Origin of the sequence: Streptosporangium sp. NPDC002544, assembly GCF_040295965.1 — a bacterium.
Lineage (GTDB): Bacteria > Actinomycetota > Actinomycetes > Streptosporangiales > Streptosporangiaceae > Streptosporangium.
The window spans coordinates 26438-44588 of the sequence record NZ_JBEOWJ010000011.1 but is presented as its reverse complement, the minus strand read 5'-3'; the positions used below and the strand labels follow the sequence as shown (position 1 = coordinate 44588).

Sequence of the window (18151 nt, the reverse complement as noted above, 5' to 3'; positions counted from 1 at the left end):
GGGCCCGATGGTGTCCATGAAGCGGCTGGCCGCTGTCGCCGCTGTGTCCATGCTCGGCCTCTCGGCCTGTGCCGGTACGGACTCGGGAAGCCCGGCCGTACCAGGTGAGGCCAAGGGCGGCGACCTGATCGCCTCGGCGCCGGTCGCGGCCGCCGCGGACATCCTGCCCGGCTCCACGATGGAGAAGATCAAGCAGCGCGGCGAGCTGATCGTCGGCGGGTCGCTCGACGCGCCGCTGCTGTCGCAGCAGAACCCGACGACCGGCGAGGTCGAGGGGTTCGACGCGGACATGGGCAAGGCTCTCGCCAAGTACATCATCGGCGAGCCCAAGGTGAAGATCGTCAACTCCGCCTCGGAGACTCGCGAGGCGCTGCTCGGCAACGGCACCGTGGACGTCGTCTTCCAGACCTACACGATCACCCCGGAGCGGGCCGAGCAGGTCTCCTTCGCCGGACCGTACTACTCCTCCGGGCTGAGCCTCGCGGTCAGGAAGGGCACCACGGGCATCACCAAGCCCGAGGACCTGAACGGCAAGACCGTCATCGCCGGAGCCAACACCCCGGCCATCCCGGCGATCAAGAAGCTCGCCCCGCAGGCCAAGATCGTGACGTTCGGCAGCGACCCCGAGTGCGTGCAGGCCCTCAAGCAGGAACGCGGCGACGCCTACGTCCAGGATGAGACGCTCCTGGTCGCCAACGCGCAGAAGGACTCCTCGATCCAGGTCGTCGGCAGCCCGTTCACCACCGACCCGTACGGCATCGGCCTCAAGCACGGTGACGACCAGTTCAAGAAGTTCGTCAACGACTGGCTGAAGAAGATCCAGGCCGACGGCCTCTGGCAGAAGACCTGGAAGCAGTCTCTCGGCACGGTCGTGCAGGGCGAGGCTCCCACCCCGCCGCAGATCGGATCGGTGCCGGGGTCCTGATGTCCGCCCTCCTGGATCACCTGCCCGAGTTCTGGCAGGGGCTGGTCGTGACCCTCCAGCTGACCGCGGCGTCCTTCGTCGGCGCCGCGGTGGTGGGGCTCATGATCACCGCCATGCGGGTCAGCCCGGTCGGCGTCCTGCGCGGGATCGGCACGGCCTACGTGGAGACCTTCCAGAACCTGCCACTGCTGGTGCTGCTGGTGCTCGCCGTCTTCGGCCTGCCCGAGATCGGCCTCAAGGCCGACCTGCTGGTGACGGCCATGATCGTCATCGCGCTCTACGAGGCCGCCTACATCGCCGAGGCCCTGCGCTCCGGCGTCAACGCGGTCTCCGCGGGGCAGGGCGAGGCGGCCCGCGCGCTCGGGCTGACCTTCGGCCAGTCCCTGCGCCACGTGGTCCTGCCGCAGGCGCTGCGCACGGTGATCCAGCCGGTCGGCAACATCTTCATCGCGCTGACGATGAACACCTCGCTCGCCGCCGCGGTCGGCGTGGTCGACCTGACCGCCGCGGCCAACCGGGTGAACCTCACGGAGGCGCAGCCCATCCCGATCTTCGTCGGGGCCGGCCTGGCCTACGCGCTGATCGCCGCCTGCGCCGGGTTCGTCACCGGGCGGCTCGAACGACGGCTGGTGGTGGTCCGATGAGCGTGCTGTCTCCCGACGGAGCGGTGAGTGTCCGGGCCCCCGGCGAGCCGGTCGCCGCTCAGGCCGCGGGCTCGGGCGAACCGGCGGTGGTCCGGTGAGCAACCTGCTCTTCGACCAGCCGGGGCCGCGCGCCCGCCGCAGGATACGGATCGCGACCGTGGTGGGGGCGGTCGCGGTGCTGGCCCTGCTGGTGCTGGCGGTGCGCCAGTTCGCCGCCAACGGCCAGCTCGACGCCGACCGCTGGTCGCCGTACGCGACCTGGCCGATGTGGCGCTATCTGCTGAACGGGCTGTGGGCCACCGCGCTCGCCGCCGTCGTCTCGGCCGCGCTGGCGATGGCCGCCGGGCTGGCGCTGGCCCTCGGGCGGTTGTCGCGGCGCAGGTGGGTACGCGTGCCCGCCGCGGCGTACGTGGAGGTCGTGCGGACCATCCCGGCGCTGCTGCTGGTATACGTCGTGCTGTTCGCGCTGCCCCGCTACGGGCTGGACCTGCCGCTGTTCTGGAAACTCGTGGTGCCGCTGGCGGTCTCGAACGCCGCGGCGTTCGCGGAGATCTTCCGCGCCGGGGTGCTGTCCGTGGAGCGCGGCCAGGGCGAGGCCGGGCTCGCGGTCGGGCTCACCCAGGGCCAGACCATGCGCCTGATCGTGCTGCCGCAGGCGGCCCGGCGGGTGCTGCCCTCGATCGTCAGCCAGTCGGTCGGCCTGCTGAAGGACACCTCGCTGGGCTTCGTGGTCAGCTACGCCGAACTGCTCTACAGCGGCAAGGTCCTGGCGACCTACAACGGCCTGCTCATTCAGACCTACATCGTCGTCGCGCTGATCTACCTGGTGGTCAACGCGTCGCTGTCCAAGCTCGCCCGTACCCTCGACGCCCGTGACACCCCGGGGGCCCGTCGGCTCAGAAGGAGACCCGCCCGTGCCTGAACTCGTCCCGCTCGCGGAGGTGGTGCGCTCCGGATTCGTGGAGAGCGTGCACTTCGGCAGCGCCGTCGCCCTCGCGCCCGACGGCACCGTGGCCGTCGCCAGGGGAGCGGTCGGCGCGCCGGTGCTGCCGCGCTCCTCGGCCAAGCCGTTCCAGGCACTGGCCTGCCTGCTGTCCGGGGCGGACCTGCACGGCCCCGGCCTGGCCATCGCCGCGGGCAGCCACACCGGTCAGGACTTCCACGTGCGACTGGTCGCCGAGATACTCGCCGGGGCCGGGCTCGGCTTCGAGGCCCTCGGCTGCCCCGTGGACTGGCCGGAGGACGAGGCCACCCGGCACATGCTGATCCGGGCGGGCCTGACGGCCTCGCGCGAGCGGATGAACTGCTCGGGCAAGCACGCCGCGATGCTCGCCGCGTCCGCCGCCTCCGGCTGGGAGACCACCTCCTATCTGGACGCCGACCATCCCTTGCAGCGGCGGGTGCGTGCCGTGACCGAGGAGCTGTCTGGGGAGAGGGCGGCCCATGTCGCCGTCGACGGGTGCGGCGCCCCGCTGTTCGGGCTGTCGCTGACCGGGCTGGCCCGGGCCGTACGGGCCCTGGTCGTCGCCGAGCCGGGGACCGCGCCGCGGGCGGTCGCCGACGCGATGCGCGAGCACCCCGAGTACGTCGGCGGGACCGGGCACGTGAACACCTCGCTGATGCGGGCGCTGCCGGGGGCGGTGGCCAAGGGCGGGGCCGAGGGGGTTCTCGTCGTCGCGCTCGCCACCGGGCACGCGGCGGCCGTCAAGGTCATCGACGGGAGCCCGCGGGCCACAAGCGCGATCGCGCTGGCCGCGCTCAGGGCGGCCGGCGGGGACGTCGCGCCGGCGGCCGGCTTCACGAGTGTTCCGGTACTGGGCGGGGGCCTACCAGTCGGTGAAATCCATGCTTTGGAGGAAAAATGAGTCTTACCTATGAAATCTGCATTGACAGCACCGCCGGCGCGCTCGCGGCCGAGCAGGCCGGGGCGCACCGCGTCGAGCTGTGCTCGGCCCTCTTCGAAGGGGGCCTGACCCCGACCCTCGGCACCGTCGAGGCGACCCTCGCGGCGGTCTCGACGATCCGGGTCCACGTGATCATCCGCCCCCGGGGCGGCGACTTCATCTACGACGAGTACGAGGTCGCGGCCATGGAGCGCGACGTGGCCACGGTCAGGGACGCGGGCGCGCAGGGCGTGGTGATCGGGGTGCTGACGCCGTCAGGCGAGGTGAACGTCGAGGTGGCCAAGCGCCTCATCGATGCGGCCGAGGGCCTCTCGATCACCTTCCACCGGGCCTTCGACATGACCGCCGACCCGTTCGCCGCCCTGGACACCCTCGCCGCCCTGGGCGTCGACCGGGTTCTCACCTCCGGCCAGGACGTCACCGCCCTGGAGGGCGCGCCACTGATCGCGTCCTTGGTCGAGCGGGCAGGCGACAGCCTGATCGTCATGCCCGGTGGCGGCATCACACCCCGCAACGTGCACCGCGTGGTCGAGGCGACGGGAGCCACCGAGATCCACTTCGCCGCCCTGGTCGACGCGCCCAGCCCCGCCGTCCACCGCAACCCCCACCCGTTCATGGGCGGGGAACTGCGCCAGCCCGAGTACAGCCGCCTGATCACCTCGCCGCGCCTGGTCTCCGAGGTGATCGCCGCCTCTGGTACCTGACCTCCACCTCCGCCACCTGGATACCAAGCCACCAAGTTGCTATCCCCGACGCGGTGACCAGGGGTTGGGCACGACGTGCGGATGAGCGCGCTGTGCCCGTTCTGGGCGGTAGGCGGACTGCGGTAGTCGCTCAGCCTGGCGGTGACCGGGTTGTAGCGCATGATGAACGTCCTGGGGCGCCGTGTCTCGGTGGCGGCGGGGTGCGCTGGACGGGGGCGGCCACTGGATCGCCCCTATCCAAAGGATTTCATTAGTTAGATTTGTCATTCTTTGGGCTGTTTGGAGCTTATGTCGGGTATACCGGTAGAAATTCGCTTTCGCATGAAATCGAATTTCGCATGAAAACCGGAAGGGGGCATGGGTCATGATGAGACCCGCAAGCCTGGAGCAACACCCCGATCTCATCGAGATGCGGGCGAGGTACGAACGGGCGGGCTCCAGTTCGGTGGCGCAGGTCATCGACGGACTGGGCCTCCTGGCCGGGCTGTATCTGGCGATCTCTCCATGGGTGGTCGGTTTCAACGGCCTGTCCAGGCTCACCGTCAGCAATCTCGTCACCGGCCTCGTGGTCGCCGCCCTGGCCCTGGGACTCGCGTCCGCCTACGGCCGGACGTACGGGATCAGCTGGGTCGTGCCGATCATCGGAATCTGGACCATCATCTCTCCCTGGGTCACCGGCTCGGCGACGACGGCGAACATCTGGAACAACGTCGTCACCGGCGTCATCATCTTCCTGCTCGGGCTGGGAGCGGTGGCGGTGGGCTCCAAGAGAATGCCCGGCATGGGACACAAGGGAGACATGTCCCACCGAGGAGACATGCCACACAGGACAGACATGCCCAGCAGGCCGGACATGCCCAACCGGCCGGACTTCCCCAACAGGCCATAGGTGGATGTGGCATCGGTGCGGCGGCGAAGGACCGCCCCGCCGATGCTGTACGGGACCTCCGCCTTCAAGCCGCCCCCGTTCTGACCGCCTCCACGAGGGGCGGCGGGGGTGCACAGTCCAAAGCGGCGGCATCTATCCGAGTCCCGCCAGGGAAACGACCTCACCGCGACAGCGGCCCAGCCTGGCCGGGGACAGCGGTAGCGGTGCCGTATCCAGATGAGCCCGGCCCCGACCGGGCTTCCGTCATCTTCGACCCGGCGGGGGTCAGGAGACGAGCTCACGGTCCAGGTAGGCACGAAACTCCCTGACCTGGATGGTCGCGCTGTACGGCTCCAGCCGGTCGGAGAATTTCCGGATGCGCCCGACCAACCGAGGCGAGGTCAGTGATCTGGCCATCGGGATGGCCGTCCGCGCCGAGTCGATGGCCTGTTCCAGCTCACCCAACCCCAGACAGGCATCGGCGGCGCTGACCCGGCTGAGCTGGGCCGAGCCGGAAGCGACGCTCACCGTACTCACGGAGAACGGCCTCCACGCAGGCGGCGGACCGCCGATGATCGCCGATGAGCGACCAGCAGATGCCCGCCTCGGCGACGGGTTCCGTTGGCTCGAACCAGGCGACCCAGGCCGGATCTCGGTCGGTGGCGCCCTACAACTGCGAAAAACACGCCCGCCCGCCGTACGCGCTCCGCGTCTTCCACCTGGCCGGCGTCCCCATCTGGTGCGAGGTCGTCGACAGCGACCCCGGCCTGGGCTGGATCCCCGCCGCCCTCGACCATTCCCGGCCGCAGACCGCCCTGGACCTGTTCGCCGAGAGCGGCCGCGGACTGGTCCTGGTCCGCGAACTCTCCCGGGGCACTGCCGCGCCTACGCCACGACGACCTTCGCCACCGAAGCACCGGCCAAGGCCATCGCCTTCGCCCTGCCGACCCGGTCCGGCATCCGCCTGACCTGCCCGCCGCTGTTGCGCCTGGGCCGCCGTTCAGTCCGTCCCCAACTCACGGACCCCGCTGACACAGCCGAGCGCGGCCAGGACGGATGACCTACTCGAAGAGAGTGTGCCGCTCACCGCGCCGACGTCTCCGTACGATCCGAATCCCGACCACCACGATGTCCACGACGGCGATGGCCGCCAGCACGGCCAGGGCCACGGCGAGCGCGGTGATCCCGGCCTGTGTCGCGAAGACCGCCAGAGCCGTACAGACCACCAGCCCGAAGATCGCCAGAGCGAGTCGCAGGTTCAGCGCGCTCTTCGGATGGTCATGCGTTCCCGGCTGCTCCTTCATGAGACCACCTCCGGGGCAATATCGATCTCCCCACCTGCCCATACCTGTGCAAGGGGGCATCTCCCAGCCCTTACCCAGGACATCCCGGATCACCCATGGGGTCATGCCGACGACGAAGCCTTCGCGTCAAGGAGGTGAAGCCGGGTAGGAAAACAGCGTTCGCGACGCAAGGAGGGGCCAGGTGGCCGCACATCAGCTGGTCAACGACCCGCAGGAGCTCGTCGCCGAGGCGCTCGAAGGGCTGGAGCTCAGCCGGCGGGGGCGGCTGCGCTGGAACCGCGACCCCAGCTTCGTCATCAGGGCCGATGACCGGCGGCCGTACAAGGTGGGCGTGCTGTCCGGCGGCGGCTCCGGGCACGAGCCCCTGCACACCGGTTTCGTGGGGTACGGGATGCTGGACGCCGCGGTGCCGGGAGCCGTCTTCGCCAGCCCCACCGCGATCCAGATCCAGGCGGCCACCGAGGCGGTCGACGACGGCCGGGGCGTCGTCCACGTGGTCAAGAACTACACCGGTGACGTGCTGAACTTCACCATCGCCGCCGAGATATCCGGCGCCATCCGGACCGAGACCGTGCTCGTCGACGACGACCTGGCCACCGACACCTCCGTCGAGGGCGGCCCGGGGCGGCGGGGCACCGCCGCCGTCGTCGCCGTCGAGAAGATCTGCGGCGCCGCCGCCGAGCGGGGCGCCGACCTGTCGACGGTGGCCGCGCTCGGCCGCCGCGTCGCGGGCAACGCCCGGACCATGTCCCTGGCCCTGCGGGCCTGCACCCACCCCGGCCAGTCCGTACCCTCGTTCGACCTGGAAGCGGGCCAGGTCGAGTTCGGCGTCGGCATCCACGGCGAGCGGGGAGTCCGGAAGATCCCCGTCGCCCCCGCCGACGAGCTGGTGGCCGCGCTGACCGAGCCGGTCGCCGACGACCTCGGGCTGAGCAGGGGGGACGCGGTCTTCGTGATCGTCAACGGCCTCGGCGCCACCCACCAGCTGGAGCTCCTGACCGCCTACCGGCAGGTGACCCGGCTCCTCGACGCACGAGGTGTCACCATCGCCCGGCAGCTCGTGGGCTCCTATGTCACCGCTCTGGACATGGCGGGCTGCTCGGTCACCCTGATCCGCGCGGACGAGGAGCTCGTCGGCCTGTGGGACGACCCGGTGCGCACCGCGGCCCTCACCTGGTGACCCGCCCACGGCTCCGGCGGTCGACGATGGTCAGCTGACCGGCCCGCCCCGGCCCGGTTCTCCGCATATGGATCATCGTCACAGGTCAGCCACCCTGTGAGAGCGAATCGACCGGCCTCGCGTCCCGTCCCGGTACTCGAAGGAGAAACCCATGAACGACCTCGAACCCCAGGCCGTACTGTCGTGGATCGAGCGGTTCATCATCCGGATCGACGACCGGGTCCAGGAGTTGACCGAGCTGGACCGCCGCAGCGGGGACGGCGACTTCGGCACCAACATGGTCACCGCGCTCACCAGGGCCAAGGCGAAGCTCTCCCCCGCCCCCGCCGACGCCGGGGCGCCGTTCTCCAGCCTCTCGACGGCCTTCCTCGAACACTCCGGCGGCACCAGCGGGCCGCTGTTCGGCATGTGGTTCCGCGAGTTCGCGCTGGCCGGGCAGGGCAGTCCGGCCTTCACCACGGCCCTGCTCGCCGACGCCGCCAGGAACGGGGTGGCCACGGTCCGCAGGCTGGGCTCCGCCTCCGTGGGCGACAGGACGATGGTCGACGCCATGGCCCCGGCGGCGGACTCCCTGGCCGAGGCCGCGGGGAACGACGTCCCCGCGGTGGAGGCACTGCGGTCGGCGGCGGAGGCGGCCCGCGCCGGAGCCGACTCCACCTCCTCGATCACCGCCCGCCGGGGCCGGGCCAGCTATGTCGGCGAGGCCGCCCTGGGAGCACCCGACCCCGGAGCCGTCGCGATCGCCCTGTTCTTCGAGTCCGCAGGTTGACCCGCGTGCCTTCGCGCCGGTACGGATGACCGGCGCGGAGGCGGGTCTCAGTAGACGTACGGCCCGCCTGCGGAGTCCCAGCCGATGGCCTTCGGGCCCGCGAGACGTGAAAGACCCCCATGGGATCATCCACGGGGGTCTTTCACGTGCGTACTGGCGGATCTCGTACGGCTAGTAGATCGGGCGCGAGGAGGAGCGCAGCCGCTCCAGGGCCTCGGCCAGGATCTGTGCGCCGTCCTTGTCGCTGCGACGTTCCTTCACATACGCGAGGTGCGTCTTGTAAGGCTCGTTACGCGGCGGCGCGGGCGGGTTGGCCTCGTCCTGACCTGCGGGGAGACCACACCGGGGGCAGTCCCAGAACTCGGGAACGGCCGCGTCGCTGGCGAAACTGGGGCGCGTCTCATGCATGTTCGCGCACCAGAAAGGGACCCGCACACGGGGGGCCGCCTCGCCACGCTCCGCCTCCCCCATCGGGCCGGCACCGACACGGCTGCCACGGATCGCGTTGCCACTACCCACGGATGAACTCCTTGCTCGATGGCCCCGCCGCTTGGGGATGCGGGGACTGAACCACTGTCACGCCTGTCAAAGCCGGGTCAGGGCCTCAGGAGCAGGCCCAGCGCGATGATGCAGACGAACCAGACCACACCGGTGATGACGGTGAGCCTGTCAAGGTTGCGCTCCACCACGGAGGAGCCTCCGAACGACGACGAGAAACCGCCACCGAACAGATCCGAGAGACCACCGCCCTTGCCCTTGTGGAGCAGGACGAGCAGCATCATCAGCAAGCTCGACAGGATGAGGGCGATGGAGATTCCGATTGTCACCGTTGACCTGTTCCCTATGTGCGCGTGTCCCGCGTCCGGGCACGACCCTTGTGTACGCCAGAGGCGTGACGATTCAAACCTGCTCTAAGAGGGTATGACGTGCTGTCAAATCGCACCCCCCAAATGGACCAGTCAACTCGACAATTCGCCAAGACGGCAAATTTTGACGAATTCCCCGGCATCGAGGCTCGCGCCACCGACCAGGGCACCGTCGACATCGGGCTGTGCCATGATGCCCGCGATGTTGTCAGACTTGACCGACCCACCGTAAAGGATACGGACACCCGCGGCCACATCGGTGTCGTACAGCTCGGCGAGTCGCTCCCGGAGGGCCCCGCAGACCTCCTGCGCGTCGTCGGGGGTGGCCACCTCGCCGGTGCCGATCGCCCAAACGGGCTCGTAGGCGAGCACGATTGAGGCGACCTGCTCGGCGGTGACCTTGCGAAGCGCCCCTTCGAGCTGCGCGAGGCTGTAGGCCACCTGGCCGCCCGCCTGGCGCACCGGCAGCCCCTCCCCCACACACAGGATGGGGGTGAGCGAGTGCCGGTAGGCCGCCTGCACCTTGGCGTTGACGACGTCGTCGTCCTCGTGGTGGTACTGGCGGCGCTCGGAGTGCCCGATCGTGGCGAAGGTGCAGCCGAGCTTGGCGAGCATGGCCCCGGAGATCTCACCGGTGTAGGCGCCGCCGTCGTGCTGCGACAGGTCCTGGGCACCGTAGAGGATCCGCAACTTGTCGCCGTCCACCAGGGTCTGCACGCTGCGCAGATCGGTGAAGGGCGGCAGCACGGCCACGTCGGCCCGGTCGAAGTCCTTGTCGCCCAGCGCGAAGGCGAGCTTCTGGGTGTGGGCGATGGCCTCAAGGTGGTTGAGGTTCATCTTCCAGTTGCCGGCTATGAGCGGCTTGCGAGCGGTGCTCATTTGACCTCTACCTCTCCAGCGCCACAAGTCCGGGGAGGGTCTTGCCCTCCAGGTATTCCAGGCTGGCCCCGCCACCGGTGGAGATGTGCGAGAACCCGTCCTCGGGCAGGCCGAGTCTGCGCACGGCGGCGGCCGAGTCTCCCCCGCCGACGACCGTGAAGGCCTTCGAGCCGATCAACGACTCGGCGACCGCGCGGGTTCCGCCGGAGAACGCCTCGAACTCGAAGACGCCCATCGGGCCGTTCCAGAACACGGTCTCGGCGTCGGCCAGCTTGCTCGCGAACAGCTCGCGGGTGCGCGGGCCGATGTCGAGGCCCTGGCGGTCGGCCGGGATCGCGGTGGCGTCGACCACCTCGTACTCGGCGTCCTCGGCGAACTCGGTGGCCGCCAGCACGTCGACCGGCAGGACGAGCTGCACGCCGCGCTTGGCCGCCTCGTCCAGGAAGCCCCGCACCTGGTCGAGCTGGTCCTCCTGGAGCAGCGACCCGCCCACCTCGTACCCCTGTGCCTTCAGGAAGGTGTAGGCCATGCCGCCGCCGATGAGGAGCCTGTCGACCTTGGTGAGCAGGTTGCCGATGACCCCGAGCTTGTCGGAGACCTTCGCGCCGCCCAGCACCACGACGTACGGCCGTTCGGTGGTCTCGGTCAGCCTTTTGAGCACCTCGACCTCGGCCAGGACCAGCCGGCCCGCGGCGTGCGGCAGCAGGGCGGGCACGTCGTAGACGCTGGCGTGCTTGCGGTGCACCGCGCCGAAGCCGTCGCCCACGTAGAGGTCGGCGAGAGCGGCCAGCCCGGCTGCGAACTCGGCCCGCTCGGCGTCGTCCTTGGACTCCTCGCCGGGCTCGAAGCGCAGGTTCTCCAGCAGGGCCACCTGGCCGTCCTGAAGCGCCTCCACGACCTCCTGGGCCGACTTCCCGACCACGTCGGTCGCGAAGGCGACGTCCGTGCCCAGGAGCTCACCCAGCCGCTTGGCGACGGGGGCCAGGGAGTATTCCGGGTTCGGCTTGCCCTTGGGGCGCCCCAGGTGCGCGACGACGATCACGCGGGCGCCCCTGCGGGCGAGTTCCTCGATCGTCGGCACCGAGGCGCGGATGCGGCCGTCGTCGGTGATGACGTCCCCCTCCAGGGGGACGTTGAGGTCGGCGCGTACCAGGACGCGCCGACCGTCCACGTCGAACTCGGAGATGTCCTTCATCAGAGGTCGGCGCCGACCAGCTCGATGAGGTCGGCGAGACGGTTGGAGTAGCCCCACTCGTTGTCGTACCAGCCGACGACCTTGACCTGGTTGCCGATCACCTTGGTGAGGGCGGAGTCGAAGATGCAGGACGAGGGGTCGGTGACGATGTCGGAGGAGACGATCGGGTCCTCGGTGTAGGTGAGGTAGCCCTTGAGCTCGCCCTCGGCCGCGGCCTTGAGTGCGGCGTTGACCTCCTCGACCGTGGTCTCGCGGCCGACCTCGACGGTGAGGTCGGTGGCCGAGCCGGTGGGGATCGGCACCCGCAGCGCGTAACCGTCGAGCTTGCCCTTGAGCTCGGGCAGCACCAGGCCGATGGCCTTGGCCGCACCGGTCGAGGTCGGCACGATGTTGATCGCGGCGGCGCGGGCGCGGCGCAGGTCGCTGTGCGGGGCGTCCTGCAGGTTCTGGTCCTGCGTGTAGGCGTGGATGGTGGTCATCAGACCCTTCTCGATACCGAAGGTGTCGTTGAGGACCTTGGCCATCGGCGCCAGGCAGTTGGTGGTGCAGGAGGCGTTGGAGATGACCGTGTGCTTGGCCGGGTCGTACTTGTCGTGGTTGACGCCCATCACGACGGTGACGTCCTCGTTCTTGGCCGGAGCCGAGATGATGACCTTCTTGGCGCCGTTCTCGGCGTGCACTCGGGCCTTGTTCGCGTCGGTGAAGAAGCCGGTCGACTCCACCACGACGTCCACACCCAGGTCACCCCAGGGCAGCTTGGCGGGGTCGCGCTCGGCGAAGGCCTTGATGGTCTTGCCGTCGACGATGATCTCGTCGGCGGTGCTCTTCACCTCGTACGGCAGGCGGCCAAGAATGCTGTCGTACTTCAGCAGGTGGGCGAGCGTGGCGTTGTCGGTCAGGTCGTTGACCGCCACGATCTCGATGTCCTTGCCGCTGGCAGCGACCGCGCGCCAGAAGTTGCGGCCGATGCGGCCGAATCCATTGACGCCTACGCGGATGGTCACGATGCCGATCTCCTCGTACGTCGGTGCGCCAGTCGTGAGGACCGGCGACTTGGGGCGGGCTGAAACCTCAACCACGAACCTTATCGGACCCAAATTGGTGTAGACCACTGGAGGGGGGAGGTCCGTTATCCCTTAACCCATGAACAGGTATCGCCCCATTCAAGTAGAGTGCCCGACCCGTCACCGGAAATCCCTTAGACCTCACGAGGAGCTGTCATGACGGACAACGATCCACATCTGGCAAACGGGCTTCTACCAGGTATTTTTACCGGTCTCGGTGCCACCGTGGTCGGCGCCGCGGCCTACGGCGCGCTCATCGGCTTCAGCGGGTACGAGATCGGCTTCGCCGCCATCGGCGTCGGTCTCCTCGTCGGCCTCGCCATGATGGCGGTCAGGCCGACGAGCCCGGTGCTGCCGCCGCTGGCCGCCCTCTTCTCCCTGATCGGCGCCGCGCTCGGCCAGGTCGCCGGATACGTGATCATCTGGGTACGTGCCTCCGGCGACGACTACGGCTCGGCGCTGACCCAGGTTCTCAACACCTTCCCCGAGGATCTCAGGCGCGATCCCAAGTCACTGCTGTTCTGGGCGATCGCCGCCTACGCGGGCTTCGGCTTCGTGAGCAGAAGAGTCAAGGCCGCCCGCGAAGCCCACGCCGCCTCGTCCGTCCCGCAGCCGGACGAGGCCGACCAGGTGGACTACTTCGCTCCCAGGAAGCAGCCCTGAGCGGGCCTTGACGGCACGTACCGGAGCCGCGGCCGCACCGGGCCCGCCGCGCTCCCGGTGCGGTCACCGGGAGCGCGGCGCCGCCCTTTCGGATCGGGGAGCGCGTCAGGGGGCCAGCATGTCGACGGTGAGATTGGCCTCGGTGTTGGGGATGCCGATGTCCTGAGCGCGCTTGTCGGCCATGGCCAGCAGGCGGCGGATGCGACCGGCGATGGCGTCCTTGGTCAGGGGCGGGTCGGCGAGCTGGCCGAGCTCCTCCAGGGACGCCTGCTTGTGCTCCACCCGCAGGCGGCCGGCGATCACCAGGTGCTCCGGGGCCTCCTCCCCGAGGATCTCCAGTGCCCGCTGGACCCTGGCTCCGGCGGCGACCGCGGCGCGGGCCGAGCGGCGCAGGTTGGCGTCGTCGAAGTTGGCCAGCCGGTTGGCCGTCGCCCGGACCTCGCGGCGCATCCGCCGCTCCTCCCAGGCCAGCACGCTGTCGTGGGCGCCCAGCCTGGTCAGCAGCGCGCCGATGGCGTCGCCGTCACGGACCACCACCCGGTCGACGCCGCGCACCTCGCGGGCCTTGGCATGGATCTTCAGCCGCCGCGCCGACCCGACCAGCGCGAGCGCCGCCTCGGGCCCCGGGCAGGTGACCTCCAGCGACATCGAGCGCCCGGGCTCGGTGAGCGAGCCGTGCGCCAGGAACGCCCCCCGCCAGGCCGCCTCGGCATCGCAGGCCGCCCCGGCGACGACCTGGCGGGGCAGGCCACGGACCGGGCGCCCGTGGTTGTCGATCAGGCCGGTCTGGCGGGCCAGCGCCTCCCCGTCGCGGTAGACCCGCACGAGGTAGCGCGATCCCTTGCGCAACCCTGCCGGGGCCAGCACGAGCACCTCCGCCTTGTGCCCGAAAACTTCACCGATGTCTTTGATGAGCCGCCGGGCGGTGACGTTGGTGTCCAGCTCGGCCTCGATCACGATCCGGCCGCTCACCAGGTGCAACCCGCTCGCGAACCGCAGCAGCGTCGACACCTCGGCCTTACGGCAGCAAGGCTTCAGGACCGTCAGCCTGCTCAGCTCGTCCTTGACCACACCTGTCATCGCCATGCGCGTTCGTCCTCCCCCATACAGACCCCATGCGGCTCGAGATGAATCGGGCTCACAGCAGTTTCTCGCACTCCTGGGCACCGCTGACCAGGATCAACGCTTCGCACGGAAAATCTCGTCCAGGACGGAGGCAAGACGTTGTGCATCGTGTCGCGGCGAGCCGTCCTCATCCGCCACGGAGGCCAGGACCAGCCTCCCGCCGAGACCGGCCGCGGCCTTCTCCAGCTCCTCACCGTCGTCGGCCACGCCGGTGTCCGCGACGACCACGTCCACCTCCAGGGAGGGCGCGTGCTGGCGCAGCACCTCCAGGTGTTTCTGGGGGGAGAAACCGTCGGTCTCCCCCGCCTGGGGGGCGAGGTTCAGCGCGACCAGGCGCCGCGCGCGGGTGGTGTGCAACGCCTCGGCCAGCTCGGGCACCTTCAGGTGGGGCAGCACGCTGGTGAACCACGAGCCGGGGCCGAACACCACCCAGTCGGCGTCGAGGACCGCCTCGACGGCCTCGGGGCACGCCGGCGGGTCCTCGGGGACCAGCGAGATGGCCCGGACCCGGCCCGGGGTGAGCGCGCAGGCCACCTGGCCGCGCACCGTGCTCACCAGGCCGTCCAGCTCCACCTCGGCGGCGATGTCGAGTGGCACCGAGGACATCGGCAGCACCCGCCCGTGCGCGCCGAGCAGCCGCCCGAGCCAGTCGAGTCCGGCGACCGTGTCGCCCAGGCGCTCCCAGAGCGCCACGATCAGCAGGTTGCCGATCGCGTGGCCGTTCAGGTCACCATCGCTGCGGAAGCGATGCTGGACGACCTCGCTCCAGGTGTGGCCCCACTCGTCGTCACCGCACAGGGCGGCCAGCGCCATCCTCAGGTCTCCCGGGGGCAGCACGCCGAACTCGCGGCGGAGACGGCCGCTGGAGCCTCCGTCGTCGGCCACGGTGACCACCGCCGTCAGCCGGGAGGTGACCCTCCGCAGTGCCGACAGCGAGGCGTACAGCCCGTGTCCTCCACCCAGCGCGACGACCTTGAGACCTTCATTCACTCCCGGCCCACATCCCGATGGCTTACCTGCACCTCCATGCCACCCCGATCCCGCAGCCGGCCGCCGATCTGCTCGGCCATGGCGACACTGCGGTGCTTGCCCCCGGTGCAGCCGACGGCGAGCGTGGCGTAGCTCTTGCCCTCGCGGGTGTAGCCGGAGGCGATGATGGCGAACACCTCGTCGTAGGCGTCCAGAAGTTCCTTCGCACCCGCCTGGTTGAGAACGTACTCCCGTACGGGGGCGTCCAGACCGTTCATGGGGCGAAGTTCGGGAACCCAGTGGGGATTGGGCAGGAACCGGCAGTCGACGACCATGTCCGCGTCGACCGGCAGGCCGTACTTGTAGCCGAAGGAGACGACGTTGACCCGCAGGCCCGGACGGTCCTCGCCACCGAAGAAGGCGACGATCTTCCCCCTGAGCTCGTGGACGTTGAGGTTGGAGGTGTCGATCACCAGGTCGGCGTTGGCCCGGACCTCACGCAGGATGCCGCGCTCGCGGGCGATCCCGTCGACCAGCCGGCCGTCGCTCTGCAGCGGGTGCGGGCGGCGGACGTTCTCGAACCTGCGGACCAGCTCCTCGTCACTGGCCTCAAGGAACACCACCCGCACGCCGACGCCGCGCCCCTCCAGCTCCTCGATGGCACTGTTGAGGTCGCTGGTGAAGGCCAGGCTGCGCACGTCGACCACCGCGGCCACCTTGTCGGCGGCCAGCTTGACCCGCCCCGCCTCCTCGGCCATGGCGAACAGCAGCCCCGGCGGCAGGTTGTCGATGACGAACCACCCCAGATCCTCCAGAGCCTTGGCGGCGGTGCTCCGCCCCGCCCCCGACATTCCGGTGACGAGGACGAACGCGGACTCTCTTTCGCTCATGGGTTCTGCCCCTTCAAGACCGACACGATCGTCTCGGCCGTCGAGGGGCCGATCCCGGGAACCTCGCAGATCTGCGCCGCGGTCGCCTCCCGCAGCCGTTTCACCGATCCGAAATGCTTGATCAACGCCTGCCTGCGGGCCGGGCCGAGTCCGGGAACCTCGTCCAGAGCGCTTTCCTTGACGCTCTTCGACCGCTTGGATCGATGGTAGGTGATGGCGAAGCGGTGAGCCTCGTCGCGCACCCGCTGAAGAAGGTAAAGGGCCTCGCTGGAGCGGGCGAGGATCACCGGCAGGTCCTCACCGGGCAGCCAGACCTCCTCCAGCCGTTTGGCCAGGCCGCACACCGCCACGTCGTCGACGCCCAGTTCGTCGAGCGCCCTGCGGGCCGCCGCGGCCTGCGCGGGACCGCCGTCGACGACGACCAGGTTGGGCGGGTAGGCGAACTTGCGCGGCTTGCCGGTCTCCGGGTCGATGCCCGGCGTCCGCAACCCCTCGCCCTGCCCCTCGCCCTGCCCCTCGCCGGGCCCCTCACCGGGCTCTGCCATGGCGTCGGCGTCGAGATCCCCGGTGGCCGAGCGCTCCTCCAGGTAGCGCTTGAAGCGTCGGGAGATCACCTCGTAGATGGAGGCGACGTCGCCCTCGGTGGAGCGCACCGAGAACCTGCGGTACTCGCTCTTGCGGGCCAGGCCGTCCTCGAACACCACCATGGAGGCCACCACGTCGGTGCCCTGCATGTGGGAGACGTCGTAGCACTCGATGCGGAGCGGCACCTGGTCCAGGCCGAGGGCGTCGGCGACCTCCTGCAGCGCCCTGCTCCGCGCGGTCAGGTCGCTGGCCCGCCTGAGCTTGTGCTGTTTCAGGGACTCCACGGCGTTGCGCTCGACGGTCTCCATCAGCGACCTCTTGTCGCCCCGCTGCGGAACCCTGATCTCCACCCTGGCCCCGCGGTGCTCGCCGAGCAGCTCGGAAACCGCCTCCGTATCGGGCGGCAGGACCGGGACCAGCACCTCTCTGGGCAGCGCCTCGGCGGCCGCGTCACCGTACATCTGCAGGAGGAACTGCTCGACCAGCTCGCCGGGCGTGGCCTCCTCGACCTTGTCCACCACCCAGCCGCGCTGGCCCCTGATGCGCCCGTCACGGACGTAGAAGACCTGGACGGCGGCCTCCAGCGGATCCTCCGCAAGGGCGATCACGTCGCAGTCGGTGTTGTCGCCGAGGACCACCGCCTGCTTCTCCATCGCCCGCTGCAGGGCTCCGATGTCGTCGCGCAGCCTGGCCGCCCGCTCGTACTCCTGCTCGGCGGCGGCCTCGCGCATCTCGCGCTCCAGCCGCTTGACGAACCGGCCGGTGTTGCCGGCCATGAACTCGCAGAAGTCGTCGGCCAGCTTCCGGTGCTCCTCGGCGGTGACCCGGCCGACGCAGGGGGCGGAGCACTTGTCGATGTAACCCAGCAGGCAGGGGCGCCCGACCTGCGCGGCCCGCCGGAACACCCCCGTCGAGCAGCTCCTGATCGGGAACACCCGGAGCAGCAGGTCGACGGTCTCCCTGATCGCCCAGGCGTGGGAGTAGGGGCCGAAGTAGCGGATGCCCTTGCGCTTGGCCCCGCGCAGCACCTGGACCCGGGGAAACTCCTCCCCCATGGTGACCGCGAGGTAGGGATAGGACTTGTCGTCGCGGTACTTGACGTTGAACCGCGGGTCGTACTCCTTGATCCAGGAGTATTCGAGCTGGAGCGCCTCGACCTCGGTGCCGACGACGGTCCAGTCGACGTCCACGGCGGTCGTGAGCATGGTCTGGGTGCGCGGATGCAGGCTCGCGAAGTCGGCGAAGTAGGAGTTGAGCCGCTGGCGCAGGCTCTTGGCCTTGCCGACGTAGACGACCCGGCCTCCGGCGTCCTTGAACCGGTAGACGCCGGGGGACTCGGGGATCGACCCCGGCTTCGGCCGGAAGCTCGCCGGACCACCCACAGATCTCGCCACACAGAAAGCCTATCGGCCCGGACCGACAGGTTTCCTTACGCTTTTCCCGGCACGGTTCCGCCCGCGGACTCGCGGACGGATCACCACCTGCCGTCCGCCAGGCTCAAAAGACCCTGGCGGCCCATCGCCGCCGGTCGGTGTCCGATGTCGTCATCCGACACGGGACGCAGAGGTCGCGAAGCTCGAAAGCCGGGGATCCCCGCGCCCGGCCCGCCGGTCGGGC

21 protein-coding genes are annotated in these 18151 nt (G+C 69.9%); 10 read left to right on the top strand and 11 right to left on the bottom strand.

Annotation, left to right across the window (positions count from 1 at the left end; genetic code table 11):
• The first annotated feature begins 7 nt into the window (after nucleotides 1-7).
• The 6 genes from ABT061_RS18550 to ABT061_RS18525 all read left to right on the top strand — a co-directional run bounded on the left by ABT061_RS18550 (nucleotide 8) and on the right by ABT061_RS18525 (nucleotide 5066).
• Nucleotides 8-925, top strand: a complete 918-nt coding sequence (locus ABT061_RS18550) for a glutamate ABC transporter substrate-binding protein (protein WP_350918815.1) — start codon at nucleotides 8-10, stop codon at nucleotides 923-925.
• Nucleotides 925-1569 (top strand): amino acid ABC transporter permease, encoded by a 645-nt coding sequence (locus ABT061_RS18545; RefSeq protein ID WP_350918812.1) that lies wholly within the window; start codon nucleotides 925-927, stop codon nucleotides 1567-1569. The genes ABT061_RS18550 and ABT061_RS18545 overlap by 1 nt, the downstream gene beginning before the upstream one ends.
• Before the next feature lie 94 nt (nucleotides 1570-1663).
• The gene (locus ABT061_RS18540) at nucleotides 1664-2491 is read left to right on the top strand and encodes an amino acid ABC transporter permease (protein WP_350918809.1); all 828 of its coding nucleotides are present in this window, start codon (nucleotides 1664-1666) and stop codon (nucleotides 2489-2491) included.
• Nucleotides 2484-3434 carry an asparaginase gene (locus ABT061_RS18535; protein ID WP_350918806.1) on the top strand — a complete coding sequence of 317 codons (951 nt, stop codon included), beginning with the start codon at nucleotides 2484-2486 and terminating at the stop codon, nucleotides 3432-3434. Before ABT061_RS18540 ends, ABT061_RS18535 begins: the two co-directional genes overlap by 8 nt.
• Nucleotides 3431-4177: a copper homeostasis protein CutC gene (locus ABT061_RS18530; RefSeq protein WP_350918803.1), complete on the top strand. Its 747-nt coding sequence runs from the start codon at nucleotides 3431-3433 to the stop codon at nucleotides 4175-4177. The genes ABT061_RS18535 and ABT061_RS18530 overlap by 4 nt, the downstream gene beginning before the upstream one ends.
• A gap of 364 nt (nucleotides 4178-4541) precedes the next feature.
• Entirely contained in the window at nucleotides 4542-5066 is a 525-nt protein-coding gene (locus ABT061_RS18525; protein WP_350918800.1) for an SPW repeat protein, read from the top strand.
• A gap of 264 nt (nucleotides 5067-5330) precedes the next feature.
• Here ABT061_RS18525 and ABT061_RS18520 read toward each other — a convergent pair whose 3' ends face one another.
• Nucleotides 5331-5582 (bottom strand): hypothetical protein, encoded by a 252-nt coding sequence (locus ABT061_RS18520; protein WP_350918797.1) that lies wholly within the window; start codon nucleotides 5580-5582, stop codon nucleotides 5331-5333.
• Nucleotides 5583-5626: 44 nt separating this feature from the next.
• Between ABT061_RS18520 and ABT061_RS18515 the strand changes: the two genes are divergently transcribed.
• Nucleotides 5627-6013, top strand: a complete 387-nt coding sequence (locus ABT061_RS18515; protein WP_350918794.1) for an ATP-binding protein — start codon at nucleotides 5627-5629, stop codon at nucleotides 6011-6013.
• A gap of 93 nt (nucleotides 6014-6106) precedes the next feature.
• Here the strand turns inward: ABT061_RS18515 and ABT061_RS18510 are convergent, their stop codons facing one another.
• The gene (locus ABT061_RS18510; RefSeq protein WP_350918791.1) at nucleotides 6107-6349 is read right to left on the bottom strand and encodes a DUF6343 family protein; all 243 of its coding nucleotides are present in this window, start codon (nucleotides 6347-6349) and stop codon (nucleotides 6107-6109) included.
• A gap of 181 nt (nucleotides 6350-6530) precedes the next feature.
• Between ABT061_RS18510 and ABT061_RS18505 the strand changes: the two genes are divergently transcribed.
• Together ABT061_RS18505 and dhaL are read left to right on the top strand one after the other, a co-directional pair.
• On the top strand, nucleotides 6531-7529 hold the full coding sequence (locus ABT061_RS18505; RefSeq protein WP_350918788.1) for a dihydroxyacetone kinase subunit DhaK: 999 nt from the start codon (nucleotides 6531-6533) through the stop codon (nucleotides 7527-7529).
• Between the two features lie 151 nt (nucleotides 7530-7680).
• Complete coding sequence (dhaL, locus tag ABT061_RS18500; protein WP_350918785.1) at nucleotides 7681-8298, top strand: dihydroxyacetone kinase subunit DhaL; 618 nt, start codon at nucleotides 7681-7683, stop codon at nucleotides 8296-8298.
• A gap of 171 nt (nucleotides 8299-8469) precedes the next feature.
• Here dhaL and ABT061_RS18495 read toward each other — a convergent pair whose 3' ends face one another.
• The 5 genes from ABT061_RS18495 to gap form a co-directional block, all read right to left on the bottom strand.
• Nucleotides 8470-8817, bottom strand: coding sequence for an RNA polymerase-binding protein RbpA (locus tag ABT061_RS18495; protein ID WP_012892502.1), 348 nt, complete (start codon nucleotides 8815-8817; stop codon nucleotides 8470-8472).
• A gap of 77 nt (nucleotides 8818-8894) precedes the next feature.
• Nucleotides 8895-9125, bottom strand: a complete 231-nt coding sequence (secG, locus tag ABT061_RS18490; RefSeq protein WP_030905020.1) for a preprotein translocase subunit SecG — start codon at nucleotides 9123-9125, stop codon at nucleotides 8895-8897.
• A gap of 132 nt (nucleotides 9126-9257) precedes the next feature.
• Nucleotides 9258-10043 carry a triose-phosphate isomerase gene (gene tpiA, locus ABT061_RS18485; protein ID WP_350918780.1) on the bottom strand — a complete coding sequence of 262 codons (786 nt, stop codon included), beginning with the start codon at nucleotides 10041-10043 and terminating at the stop codon, nucleotides 9258-9260.
• 7 nt (nucleotides 10044-10050) lie between these two features.
• Nucleotides 10051-11238, bottom strand: coding sequence for a phosphoglycerate kinase (locus ABT061_RS18480; protein ID WP_350918777.1), 1188 nt, complete (start codon nucleotides 11236-11238; stop codon nucleotides 10051-10053).
• Nucleotides 11238-12242, bottom strand: coding sequence for a type I glyceraldehyde-3-phosphate dehydrogenase (gene gap / locus ABT061_RS18475; RefSeq protein WP_350918774.1), 1005 nt, complete (start codon nucleotides 12240-12242; stop codon nucleotides 11238-11240). Before gap ends, ABT061_RS18480 begins: the two co-directional genes overlap by 1 nt.
• Before the next feature lie 216 nt (nucleotides 12243-12458).
• Here gap and ABT061_RS18470 point away from each other — a divergent pair, with 216 nt between their 5' ends.
• Complete coding sequence (locus tag ABT061_RS18470) at nucleotides 12459-12965, top strand: hypothetical protein (RefSeq protein ID WP_350918771.1); 507 nt, start codon at nucleotides 12459-12461, stop codon at nucleotides 12963-12965.
• Nucleotides 12966-13070: 105 nt separating this feature from the next.
• On the opposite strand, the gene whiA is transcribed toward ABT061_RS18470, so the two are convergent.
• The 4 genes from whiA to uvrC all read right to left on the bottom strand — a co-directional run bounded on the left by whiA (nucleotide 13071) and on the right by uvrC (nucleotide 17916).
• Complete coding sequence (whiA, locus tag ABT061_RS18465; protein ID WP_030905033.1) at nucleotides 13071-14051, bottom strand: DNA-binding protein WhiA; 981 nt, start codon at nucleotides 14049-14051, stop codon at nucleotides 13071-13073.
• A 93-nt stretch (nucleotides 14052-14144) separates the two neighbouring features.
• Entirely contained in the window at nucleotides 14145-15080 is a 936-nt protein-coding gene (locus ABT061_RS18460) for a gluconeogenesis factor YvcK family protein (protein WP_350918767.1), read from the bottom strand.
• Nucleotides 15077-15949: an RNase adapter RapZ gene (gene rapZ, locus ABT061_RS18455; protein ID WP_350918764.1), complete on the bottom strand. Its 873-nt coding sequence runs from the start codon at nucleotides 15947-15949 to the stop codon at nucleotides 15077-15079. The genes ABT061_RS18460 and rapZ overlap by 4 nt, the downstream gene beginning before the upstream one ends.
• Entirely contained in the window at nucleotides 15946-17916 is a 1971-nt protein-coding gene (uvrC, locus tag ABT061_RS18450) for an excinuclease ABC subunit UvrC (RefSeq protein ID WP_350919425.1), read from the bottom strand. Before uvrC ends, rapZ begins: the two co-directional genes overlap by 4 nt.
• Between the last annotated feature and the right edge of the window lie 235 nt (nucleotides 17917-18151).